The 10,976-nt window shown below is 32.4% G+C and carries 11 protein-coding genes; 8 read left to right on the forward strand and 3 right to left on the reverse strand.

Annotation, left to right across the window (positions count from 1 at the left end):
- Window positions 1-14: 14 nt before the first annotated feature.
- Together GQR98_RS16085 and GQR98_RS16090 are read left to right on the forward strand one after the other, a co-directional pair.
- Window positions 15-374, forward strand: coding sequence for a hypothetical protein (locus tag GQR98_RS16085; RefSeq protein WP_159020451.1), 360 nt, complete (start codon window positions 15-17; stop codon window positions 372-374).
- Between the two features lie 82 nt (window positions 375-456).
- Complete coding sequence (locus GQR98_RS16090; RefSeq protein WP_159020452.1) at window positions 457-1,212, forward strand: hypothetical protein; 756 nt, start codon at window positions 457-459, stop codon at window positions 1,210-1,212.
- Between the two features lie 14 nt (window positions 1,213-1,226).
- Here GQR98_RS16090 and GQR98_RS16095 read toward each other — a convergent pair whose 3' ends face one another.
- Complete coding sequence (locus GQR98_RS16095; RefSeq protein WP_159020453.1) at window positions 1,227-1,904, reverse strand: hypothetical protein; 678 nt, start codon at window positions 1,902-1,904, stop codon at window positions 1,227-1,229.
- Window positions 1,905-2,367: 463 nt separating this feature from the next.
- Between GQR98_RS16095 and GQR98_RS16100 the strand changes: the two genes are divergently transcribed.
- Window positions 2,368-2,922 (forward strand): ExbD/TolR family protein, encoded by a 555-nt coding sequence (locus GQR98_RS16100; RefSeq protein ID WP_159020454.1) that lies wholly within the window; start codon window positions 2,368-2,370, stop codon window positions 2,920-2,922.
- A 64-nt stretch (window positions 2,923-2,986) separates the two neighbouring features.
- On the opposite strand, the gene GQR98_RS16105 is transcribed toward GQR98_RS16100, so the two are convergent.
- Window positions 2,987-4,978, reverse strand: a complete 1,992-nt coding sequence (locus GQR98_RS16105) for a thiamine pyrophosphate-dependent enzyme (protein ID WP_159020455.1) — start codon at window positions 4,976-4,978, stop codon at window positions 2,987-2,989.
- 133 nt (window positions 4,979-5,111) lie between these two features.
- Between GQR98_RS16105 and GQR98_RS16110 the strand changes: the two genes are divergently transcribed.
- From GQR98_RS16110 to GQR98_RS16130, 5 genes are all read left to right on the forward strand, one after another.
- Window positions 5,112-6,062, forward strand: a complete 951-nt coding sequence (locus GQR98_RS16110) for an isopenicillin N synthase family dioxygenase (protein WP_159020456.1) — start codon at window positions 5,112-5,114, stop codon at window positions 6,060-6,062.
- Window positions 6,063-6,133: 71 nt separating this feature from the next.
- A complete protein-coding gene (locus GQR98_RS16115; RefSeq protein ID WP_133966064.1) occupies window positions 6,134-6,463 on the forward strand; it encodes a translation initiation factor in 330 nt (109 codons plus the stop codon).
- A gap of 3 nt (window positions 6,464-6,466) precedes the next feature.
- Window positions 6,467-7,411 carry a DUF1835 domain-containing protein gene (locus GQR98_RS16120; RefSeq protein ID WP_159020457.1) on the forward strand — a complete coding sequence of 315 codons (945 nt, stop codon included), beginning with the start codon at window positions 6,467-6,469 and terminating at the stop codon, window positions 7,409-7,411.
- The gene (locus GQR98_RS16125) at window positions 7,401-8,276 is read left to right on the forward strand and encodes a nucleoside phosphorylase (protein ID WP_159020458.1); all 876 of its coding nucleotides are present in this window, start codon (window positions 7,401-7,403) and stop codon (window positions 8,274-8,276) included. The genes GQR98_RS16120 and GQR98_RS16125 overlap by 11 nt, the downstream gene beginning before the upstream one ends.
- 12 nt (window positions 8,277-8,288) lie before the next feature.
- Window positions 8,289-9,143 carry a substrate-binding domain-containing protein gene (locus GQR98_RS16130; protein WP_159020459.1) on the forward strand — a complete coding sequence of 285 codons (855 nt, stop codon included), beginning with the start codon at window positions 8,289-8,291 and terminating at the stop codon, window positions 9,141-9,143.
- Between the two features lie 87 nt (window positions 9,144-9,230).
- Here the strand turns inward: GQR98_RS16130 and GQR98_RS16135 are convergent, their stop codons facing one another.
- Window positions 9,231-10,784: an NAD(P)H-hydrate dehydratase gene (locus GQR98_RS16135; protein ID WP_159020460.1), complete on the reverse strand. Its 1,554-nt coding sequence runs from the start codon at window positions 10,782-10,784 to the stop codon at window positions 9,231-9,233.
- Window positions 10,785-10,976: the final 192 nt, after the last annotated feature.

Raw genomic sequence — 10,976 nt, forward strand, 5'->3', positions numbered from 1 at the left:
AATAATGAAAAAATATGATTAAGCCAATAAGAATAATTACATCAGATATTGAAGTTGAACTTTATACTGGAACTTTTGATGTTTATGTTCTTGGTGGTTGGGATGTTGTTGTTGACGATTTTACTTTTTCTCTTACAAATACTTTAACGGGAAGAATAATTAACCCAAAAGTTACACAATGGCGTGTACAATCTTATCAAGATGGGGAAAGAGCAAAAAAAATCATGACTCTTGATGTTCCAGAAAAAGGGAAATATTTAATTGATTTTAAGAATCAAGATAGCTTAAAAGTTTGGAAAGCAGGCTTACCTTTTATAAGTAGGTTACTAACATTGCCAATTGAAAAACAATGGGTTCAAATTTGTATAGTTTAAAGAAAAAAGGTTGATTCTAGGAAGTAAATTATAGAGACTAAAAACATAAATCCAACAGAATAAAAATGTGTTGATTATCAAAATGAAAAAACTACCACCAATCATTATAATGCTTTTATTTTTTAATATTTCTTTTGCTCAAAAAAGCGAAACGGAATTATTAAGCAAGTACAATTCTTATATTGAGAGCAACGTAGAAAAGGAGAAGTGGAAAACTAAATACTATCTTTCTAACGGACTAATTACTATCCAAGAAAATTATTACAGAAGTGAATTACGAAGCCGAATAGAATTTGAACATGACAAATTTGGAAACATTGAGCGAAAAATTAACATCTATAACGCTAATAAAGAAAATGCAAATAATGTTTCAAATATAAAATTGGTATATAAAGACTCTTTTCTAATAAGAAGAGAGTATAGTTTTGGAAAGACCGAAAAATATTCCGATTACAATGAATTCGGAAAACCAAAACTCATTGAAACAGAGGAATTGATTTCGCTTAAACCCAATACAACAGAACTACTTGTGTATGATACTGTAGGAAACATTATCAAATCTACTACTTCTAGTGATTATCAAAATAGTGATATTTCTCCTAAGCCTGAGAATGAAAAATCTATTACTAGTTACAAATACGACGAGCATAATAACGTAATTGAAATTCATAGAGCATTTGAACCTAAGCAAAAGTTTCCGATTCAAACCACTAGCGGAACACTTTTATATGAATATGAGTATTTTAGATATGAATACAATAAAAAAGGTCTTTGGACTAAAAAGTATAAAACAGTAAATGGAGAGGAATATTTGGTTACTAAAAGAAGATATAATTAATAAAATCTTTATATCTAATCCTTAACCACAACAACAGTAACTTTTACTCCGGCTTCTAAAGCCCAAACTTTGCTAGCTATAACAGCACCAGTCTCGTCTACTATACGGTACTCCGCAGTATTTGGTCCAGAAGAACCTGTGTTTATAGCAAAGAATTCAATTTTATTAGATCCTTCTTCCAACTTCAAAGTAAAACCACTAAAACTCCTACCTAAATACACGTTAGATCTCAATACATCACCATTAACATAAACACGCAATAAATCGCCATCAATAGCACTGTGATCTCTATACTTAATCTGTACCGATAAAGATTTTGTATGGTAATCGCCCCAAAAAGCATCTTCTTTTAAACCACTATTTTCACCATAACCATCTGGCAATACAGATTTGGCTTGTCGGTCTAAGTTTTTAGTATATAGCTCGCCTGGATTTCCAAATTCTTCCTCCGGAAACATAGATAATTGTCTTTTAGGCATACCTAAATCTACTGAAACCCTTGGTGCATTCAAACCATTTAAAGGGTCTGCTTTGGCTTCAATGGGTGTAGATGGTTTTGGTATTTCGGCTTTTAAAGAATCTTTTTTGCTTTCAATAACAGGAAATGGCGTAGACTTATTTCTACTATCTATTTGGGAAAAACTAGAGATAGTAAAAACAAAAAATATAAAAAATGAAAAATAAAACTTCATTGGTTTGTCGGCGTCTTTTAATTATAATAGGAAACAAAAATTGTTTTCATTATGTTTCAAAGATAATTGTTATCATTTAAATCGCAATTATCCCCGTTTCTATTTAGGAAAAAATTAATACAATAACCGTTCCTAAAACATTTCAACGTTTATAATTACATGATTATTAGCGACAAAATATTAAATTTTGATTAAAATACACTTTACAATTAAGGTAAAATTATATTTATTAGTCAAAAAATCACAGCAAAACTTATATTACTTATGTCATTTATAGTAGCAACCTTACAAACCTTATGTTTAGATTAAAAATAAACATTAAAGACTAATTTAAAGCTCCTTACGATTTACATAACAAAGTTCGCTGAAACATCAAAATCTAACTTCTTCAATCATTCCTCTCACTTTATGGTATTATTTTTGTGTGTCTTGATTTCATATTAACATTTAAATTTTAACTATTATGAGACATTCAAAAGAAGCACCAGAAGTTAATGCAGGCTCCATGGCCGACATTGCATTTTTACTACTAATTTTCTTTTTAGTAACCGCAACTATTTCCTCCGATGCGGGAATCAATCGGGTTTTGCCAGCCGAATGCCCAACGGGAGATTGTGAAAGCTTAAAACATGAGCGCAACATTTTACGCATTGTTATTAATAATAATGATGAAATTATGGTTGAAAATGAACAGGTTAATCTAGCCGATTTGAAAGAGGCTACAAAAGCCTTTTTGGATAATAATGGTGACGGTACTTGTTTGTATTGCAATGGGAATAAGTTCCCCAATGCATCGGACAATCCGGAAGATGCTGTTGTTTCACTTCAAAACGGACAACAAACTACTTACAAGCAATTTGTGGCGGTTCAAAATGAATTATCTAAAGCTTATTTTGAATTAAGAAGCAATTACGCTGCTAATGTTTTACAGAAATCGGTTGATAATTTGAGTAAAGAAGATTTACAGAAGGTTAAAAAAGCTTACCCGTTTATCCTATCAGAAGCCGAAACGAAGTAAAAATTACCACTAGTTTGAATATTGAGTTCTTTTGCGGCAACAGAATAACTCAATATTCTTTATATTAATACTTTAAAATTTCTATTAACTCGGCTTCAAATCTGTCTTTTGGTAAATACTGATTTTCTAAAGTTTTTAAAAACGGAATTGGCGTATCTAAACTCGCTACACGTTTTATAGGCGCATCTAAATACTCAAAACACTGCTCCATAATTTGTGCTGAAATATCACTAGCAACACCTCCAAACATTGAATCTTCCTGTAAAATAATAGCTTTTCCTGTCTTTTTAACGGAATTAAAAATGGTTTCTAAATCTAAAGGCTGTAATGTTCTTAAATCAAGAACATCGGCGGAAATTTGAGGATTCTTTTTCAAAGTTTCTAAGGCCCAATGCACGGCTGCTCCATAGCTAATAACAGTAATGTCTTTTCCTGTTTTTACTAAATTAGCTTTCCCTATTGGAAGTGTATAATAATCCACTGGAACTTCTTGACGAATATTTCGATACAAGCCTTTATGTTCAAAAAACAGTACCGGATTTGGATCCTTTATAGATGAAGCTAATAATCCTTTAGCATCATATGGAAATGCTGGGTAAACCACTTTCAATCCAGGCGTTTTAGTAAACCAAGCCTCATTGGTTTGCGAATGAAATGGGCCTGCTCCAACATCGCCACCACATGGCATTCTAATTACTACATCGGCATTTTGTCCCCATCTATAATACGATTTTGCCAACAAATTAACAACAGGATTAAAGCCAGAACTCACAAAATCGGCAAATTGCATTTCTACAATACTTTTAATTCCTGCAATAGATAATCCGTATGCGGTTTCAACTATAGCCGATTCACAAATAGGTGTATTCCGTATTCTATCTTTTCCAAAGGCCTCAATGAATCCTTCGGTAATTTTAAACGCACCACCGTATTCTGCAATATCTTGCCCCATTATAACTAAACTGCCATCTCGTTCCATACTTTGTTTTAAACCTTCGGAAACAGCATCAATAAAACGTATTTCTTTTAATCCAAAAGAACTACTAACTATTTTATTGTCAAAAGATTGAAAAACATCGTTTAACTCATTAGATTCATTTGGTATTATTTCCTCTTCACTATATGCTATATCTAAATGTTCGTTAATTTCCTTTAAAATATCTGCTTTTAATTGGCTATTTTCTTCTTCATCTAAAATATTATTATCTCTCAAAAACAACTCGAAATTAGTTATCGGATCTTTTTTAGACCACATATCCAACACATTATTTGGAACATATTTTGTGCCACTCGCCTCTTCATGACCACGTAGTCTAAAGGTTTTAAATTCAATTAAAACAGGCCTTGGATTTTGGCGAACATTTTCTGCTATGTTCTTCATTTTAATATAAACTTCAACTATATTATTACCATCAATAATATGCGATTCCATACCATACCCGAGTCCCCGATCGGCAATATTTTCGCAATTATACTGTTGGTTTGTTGGTGTAGATAACCCGTAACCATTATTTTCAACACAAAATAAAACAGGTAATTCCCAAACCGAAGCGACGTTTAGAGCCTCATGAAAATCACCTTCACTCGTTCCGCCTTCTCCTGTAAAAACAGCTGTAACTTCATTTTTGTTTTTTAACTTAGATGCTAAAGCAATACCGTCGGCAACACCCAATTGTGGGCCTAAATGCGAAATCATGCCTATAATTTTATAGTCTTGCGAACCAAAATGAAACGAGCGATCTCGTCCTTTTGTAAAACCAGAAGCCTTACCTTGCCATTGCGCAAACAATCGGCTTAACGGAATTTCCCTTGTTGTAAAAACTCCCAAATTACGGTGCATTGGCAGAATATATTCATTAGAATTTAAAGCCATAGTTACCCCAACAGAAATCGCTTCTTGGCCAATTCCTGAAAACCATTTACTGATTTTTCCTTGTCTTAACAGCACAAGCATCTTCTCTTCTACTAGCCTTGGTTTTAACATATTCTTGTAAAGTGTTAATAGAATTGCGCTATCTAGATTATGGTTTTGATAATTAAATTGGCCTGAAGTCATAATATAATCAGTTTAATCTAGTAAATATAACGTATTAATCAATAATTCTCAGAAATATGAATATGAAATAGAGATTACAAAACTCCCCAATGTTTTTGTACATTTGTATCACATTGATTAAAATTATTTTATAATGAATATTATACCTAGCGTTAATTTAAAAGATTTTATTTCTGGCGATATCGACAAAAAACAACAGTTTGTAGATGCCATTGGTAAAGCATATGAAGAAATTGGATTTGTTGCTTTAAAAGGGCATTTTCTAGATGATACTTTAGTTGAAAATTTATACCAAGAAGTAAAAAACTTTTTTGAGTTAGAGACCGAAACTAAACGTAAATATGAAATTCCAGGAATTGGAGGACAACGTGGTTATATCTCTTTCGGAAAAGAAAGTGCAAAAGGTAAAAAAGAAGGCGATTTAAAAGAGTTTTGGCATTTTGGACAGTATGTTGATGATAATGATGAACTGAAAGCAGAATATCCAGAGAATGTAATAGTTGAAGAACTTCCAGAATTTAATAAAATAGGAAAGGAAACTTACCAAATGCTCGAAAAAACAGCTAAATATGTTTTACGCGCATTGGCTTTACACCTTAATTTAGAAGAAACATATTTCGATAATTACATACATAACGGGAACTCTATTTTACGCCCAATTCACTATCCTCCAATTACAGAAGAACCTAAAGAAGCTGTTCGTGCTGCTGCTCATGGTGACATTAATTTAATTACCCTTTTAATGGGGGCTCAAGGTCGTGGTTTACAAGTACAAAACCATAAAGGTGAATGGATTGATGCTATTGCTGAAGATGATGAATTAATGATTAATGTTGGAGACATGCTCTCTAGACACACTAATAATAAATTAAAATCGACTATACACCGTGTTGTAAACCCTCCTAAAGAACTTTGGGGTACATCTCGTTATTCTATTCCCTTTTTTATGCACCCAGTTAGTGCCATGAAATTGGATGTTTTAGAAGGTTGTATTGATGAAAATAACCCGAAACAATTTGATGATATTACAGCCGGAGAGTTTCTAAACGAACGCTTAATTGAATTAGGATTAAAAAAAAAGTAAATGCCTAAGTCGTAGTTTTTAGTTGAAAAATTAATAACTACGACTCTCATACTTCCACCCAAAAATAAATTATGGATTTACAAGACCAATTAAAAAACCTTTTTCCAGAACATATTGAAGAAGAAACTCCCGAAAGTGAGCAGAACACATCTGATATATGGATGCAAGACGAACCCATACTTTGTAAATATGAAAAGCGTAAAGGAAAGCCTATTACTATTTTAGATGGTTATACTGGCGCTACCGAAGATTTTAAAATTTTAGCGAAAGAAATTAAAACTAAACTAAGTGTTGGTGGTAGTTTTAAGGACGATAAAATTATTATCCAAGGTGATTACAGAGATAAAATTATGGGAATGTTAAAAGAAAAAGGGTTTAACGTAAAACGCGTTGGAGGTTAATTTATGAGCAAACAGTTACTGCATATTACAAACAGCGGACATCTGTCTGGTCGTTTAACGGAATTAGAAATTCAAGGAGAACAATTAACTTGGCAAGAATTATTTTGCGAAGGTCCTACATTAGAAACTATTCATTGTAAAGAATCTATTCAGGTTAGAAAATCATTTTTACATGATTTTTATGATGTGGATTTAGATTTAAAGAAAGTAGATATTGAGCTAGAAAAACTAGATGATGCGGAAGCTAAATATTCTGAAATTATCCTTTGGTTCGATTACGATTTGTTTTCGCATATCAACATGCTGGCTGTAATTAGCCTAATTTATCAGAAAAAAATAAAACTTCCTATATCTTTAGTTTGTAGCGGTCGGATTCCAGGTAAAAAAAGCTTAACAGCCTTAACCGAATTAAATACATCTCAACTTATAAATCAATACAAAAGCAAGGTTACTTTAAATATAGATGATATTGATATGGCTACTACCGTTTGGGGTATTTACTGTGGCAAAGACCATAATTTATTAAAACCATTTATTGTAAAAAGCTCCAGTTTTAAATACTTAAGTAATTGTTTGAAAGCCCATTTAGAACGCTTTCCAAACTCTAAAGATGGTTTAAATATTTTAGAACGTAATATTCTTGAAATTGTTCGTGATAATACCATTAAATCCAAACATCATTTATTGGGTTACGCTCTAAATTACCAAGGTTATTATGGCTATCGCGATTTACAATTGGCTAGATTTATTGATAAATTAAGTGTGTTTTTAATTGATGAAGAAAATAGTATTACACTAAATCGAGATGGTCATGAAGCACTTTTAAGTCAACATAATTTTTCGAAAGAAATTGATAGTGATATGCGTTTTGGCGGTGTTAAAAAGTATGATTTTCAATTTAGTAAACCATTAAACAAACTAGTAAAAACTGTATCGAATGCCAATTAAAGAATCTGAACTTATATTAAATCCAGATGGTAGTGTTTATCATCTAAATTTAAAACCCGAAAACATAGCGAAAACCATTATATTTGTTGGTGACCCAGATCGCGTTTCAAAAATAACCGAGCATTTCGATTCAATTGAATTCACAACTCACAAGCGTGAATTTAAAACAGAAACAGGTCTTTATAAAGGCAAACGTTTATCGGTGATTTCCACAGGTATTGGTGCTGATAATATTGATATTGTTTTGAATGAATTGGACGCTTTAGTTAATATAAACTTAGAAACAAGAGAAATTAATAAAGATTTAGTCAGCCTAGATATTGTAAGAATAGGTACTTCGGGGTCTTTACAAAGTGATATTCCTGTTGATTCATTTTTAATGAGTTCTCACGGTATGGATATAAACGGTATGCTTCATTCATATCAAACAGAAAACATTTCGCATCCTCATATTGAGGATGCTTTTGTTGCACATAGCGATTGGGATAAAAACAAATCGACACCTGTTATTGTTGAAAAAAGTAATGAACTTGCTGAAAAGTTTAAAGATGAAAATGTAAAGCTTCATCAAGGTATTACAGTTACAGCTAACGGATTTTATGGTCCTCAAGGTCGTGTGCTTCGTTTACCCCTTCGAGATTCAGAACTCAATAACAAAATTGATAGTTTCAAATTTAATGATTACCGTATTACAAATCTTGAAATGGAAACATCTGCCATTTATGGTTTATCTAAACTATTGGGGCATCGTGCAGTGTCTTTAAATGCTATTATCGCGAATAGAGCAAACGGTACCTTCAGTGAAAACCCTGAGAAAATCGTTAATAGTTTAATTCAATTTTCATTAGATAAAATAATTGCTTAGTACCTCATAATCATGACAAAAGTAAATATAGGCGGTGTGCCAGAACACTTTAATTTAGCTTGGTATTTAACCCTAAAAGAAGGTGAGTATAAAGATGAAAACATAAACCTTCGTTGGCACGATTATTACGGTGGTACTGGTGCCATGTGTAAAGCGTTGCGCGATGGAGATATAGATATTGCCGTAATTTTAACAGAAGGTATTGTAAAAGATATAATTGCAGGAAACCCGAGTAAAATTGTACAAACATTTGTGCAAACACCATTACATTGGGGTGTGCATGTCGCGCAAAATTCTACATACAAAACTGTAGCAGATTTAAAAGGAACCAAAGCAGCTATAAGCCGTTATGGATCTGGCTCTCATTTAATGGCCTATATAAATGCACAAAACCATAAATGGGATTTAGAAAAAGATCTTGATTTTGAAGTGATAAAAAATCTTGATGGTGCTGTAGAAGGATTAACTGAAGGTAGAGGCGATTACTTTTTATGGGAAAAATTTACAACTAAACCTTTAGTAGATAATGGTGTTTTTAGACGAATTGATAATTGTCCCTCACCATGGCCTTGTTTTGTAATTGCAGTTCGTGAAGATTTTATAAAAAATAATGAAGCCGAATTAAAAACAATTCTTGATATAATTAATAACACTACTAGAGAGTTTAAAGATATCCCAAGTATTGACAAAACTATAGCTAACCGTTATGAGCAACAATTAGAAGATGTTCAAGAATGGTTAGGTATAACAGAGTGGTCTCAAGAATTAATAGACAAAGACACACTGAATAACGTGCAAAAAGAATTATTTGCTCTAAATATTATTCCTGAGATAGTAGATTATGAAACCTTAACACACAAATTATAATAACTTATAAAACAACAAAAAGCCCATTTAAACATTCGTCTAAATGGGCTTTTTTATTTATTATAAATCTTGGTATACGTAGTGTATTTAAGATTTTGGTTCCTCTGCTTCTACTTGTTCCGGTTGTTCTGGCTGTTTAAACAAATCGATAAACGCCTGCCCCATATTATCAATAACATGACTAGCAATTAAACTTTGATAACCATAATCTTCAACAGCTATATCTGCAGCTTTACCATGTAAGTACACCCCAAAAATAGCAGCTACCACAGGATGATAGCCTTGAGAAATTAAACCTGTAATAATACCCGTTAACACATCTCCACTTCCGGCTGTAGCCAATCCTGGATTTCCAGTGGTATTGACATAAAGTGTATCATCAAAAACAGTAATGCTATTAGCACCTTTAACCACTATGATAACTTTATATTTATTAGAAAAGGCTTTAACTTTTTCTAACTTATCAAAATCGTTTTCCCAACTACCTATTAAACGTTCTAATTCTTTTGGGTGCGGCGTTAAAACTGTTTCTGCTGGTAATAGTTTTAGTAAACTTTCCTTTTTAGCCAATAAATTAATACCATCAGCATCTATAACAAGCGGCTTTTTGTTGGTTTTCAAAAAGGCTTCAAATGCTTTCTGAGACTCTATATCTGTTCCCAAGCCAACACCAATGGCAATTACGGTTGGTTCTATATCAAACTTTATATTTGTTATTTCTTCTTCATTAGTATCTGTAATTACCATCACTTCTGGTAGTGCCGTTTGTAACACATTGTAGCCACATTTTGGAACATAAGCACTAACTAAACCTGCCCCTGCTGAAAGTGCCGAACGACTCGCTAAAGAAACTGCACCTATTTTACCATAGCTACCTCCAATAATTAAAGCGTGCCCAAATTGCCCTTTATGAGAAAATTTTTCGCGAGGTATATAATTTGGTAATACTTCATTCTTACCAATTAATTGCACTTCGGTTTGTGTAGTCGATAAAAATTCAGGATCTAAACCAATATCTAAAACTTCCCATTGTACCGTATATTTTGCTGTTTCTGGTAAAAAGAAAACAAGTTTAGGTGAAGCAAAACTAAGCGTATAGCCAGCATGCACCACAGCATCTTCATCTGTAACAGCTTTATCTGTGTATAATCCAGAAGGAATATCCACAGCCAAAGTAAAGGCTTTAGACGCTCTAAAACGAAGGAATAAGTTCTTAACCCATTCATCTACAGGTCTGTTTAAACCAATTCCAAAAATACAATCTACAATAATATCTTGTGGTTCTATTGCTGGAAAATCTTCTTTACATTTTAAAAGTGTTGGCCACTTTTTTGTTACATTTTTAATGCGATCGTAATTAATTAAAAAATCTTTAGATCGTTTATCACTGCAGTTCACCACAAAAGTATTTACGTTGTAACCGGCTAAAATTAAATGCCTGGCCAAAACCAAACCATCGCCACCGTTATTACCTATACCACAAAAAACATGTATCGGTACTTGCGCGCCTTGCATGCGTAAATCGATCCAATTAAAAATCTGACTTCCTGCACGCTCCATTAAATCGGTTGATGAAATTTGTTGCTTTTCGGCTGTAATTTTATCGCCTTCGTAAATTTGCTCTTTTGAAAATATTTTCATTAATAGTATTATTATTGATTTTTCAATCCTTCTTAAACTTTGTCGCTTTTTTTCTATGAAAATCGCAACTATATAAGAATTCTATAAAAAATTTGTTTTAGTTTTTTTATAAGGCTAAAAGTAATACTTTTGGAACATATTATATAACTATAATGATTCAATTCAACCAAAATATAAACGCTACAACTTCTT

The sequence above is a fragment of the Algibacter sp. L3A6 genome, from assembly GCF_009796825.1.
Lineage (GTDB): Bacteria > Bacteroidota > Bacteroidia > Flavobacteriales > Flavobacteriaceae > Algibacter.

Coding starts and splice junctions, on each gene's coding strand:
- GQR98_RS16085 (WP_159020451.1), top strand. CDS start 15: ATGATTAAGCCAATAAGAATAATTACATCAGATATTGAAGTTGAACTT.
- GQR98_RS16090 (WP_159020452.1), top strand. CDS start 457: ATGAAAAAACTACCACCAATCATTATAATGCTTTTATTTTTTAATATT.
- GQR98_RS16095 (WP_159020453.1), bottom strand. CDS start 1,904: ATGAAGTTTTATTTTTCATTTTTTATATTTTTTGTTTTTACTATCTCT.
- GQR98_RS16100 (WP_159020454.1), top strand. CDS start 2,368: ATGAGACATTCAAAAGAAGCACCAGAAGTTAATGCAGGCTCCATGGCC.
- GQR98_RS16105 (WP_159020455.1), bottom strand. CDS start 4,978: ATGACTTCAGGCCAATTTAATTATCAAAACCATAATCTAGATAGCGCA.
- GQR98_RS16110 (WP_159020456.1), top strand. CDS start 5,112: ATGAATATTATACCTAGCGTTAATTTAAAAGATTTTATTTCTGGCGAT.
- GQR98_RS16115 (WP_133966064.1), top strand. CDS start 6,134: ATGGATTTACAAGACCAATTAAAAAACCTTTTTCCAGAACATATTGAA.
- GQR98_RS16120 (WP_159020457.1), top strand. CDS start 6,467: ATGAGCAAACAGTTACTGCATATTACAAACAGCGGACATCTGTCTGGT.
- GQR98_RS16125 (WP_159020458.1), top strand. CDS start 7,401: ATGCCAATTAAAGAATCTGAACTTATATTAAATCCAGATGGTAGTGTT.
- GQR98_RS16130 (WP_159020459.1), top strand. CDS start 8,289: ATGACAAAAGTAAATATAGGCGGTGTGCCAGAACACTTTAATTTAGCT.
- GQR98_RS16135 (WP_159020460.1), bottom strand. CDS start 10,784: ATGAAAATATTTTCAAAAGAGCAAATTTACGAAGGCGATAAAATTACA.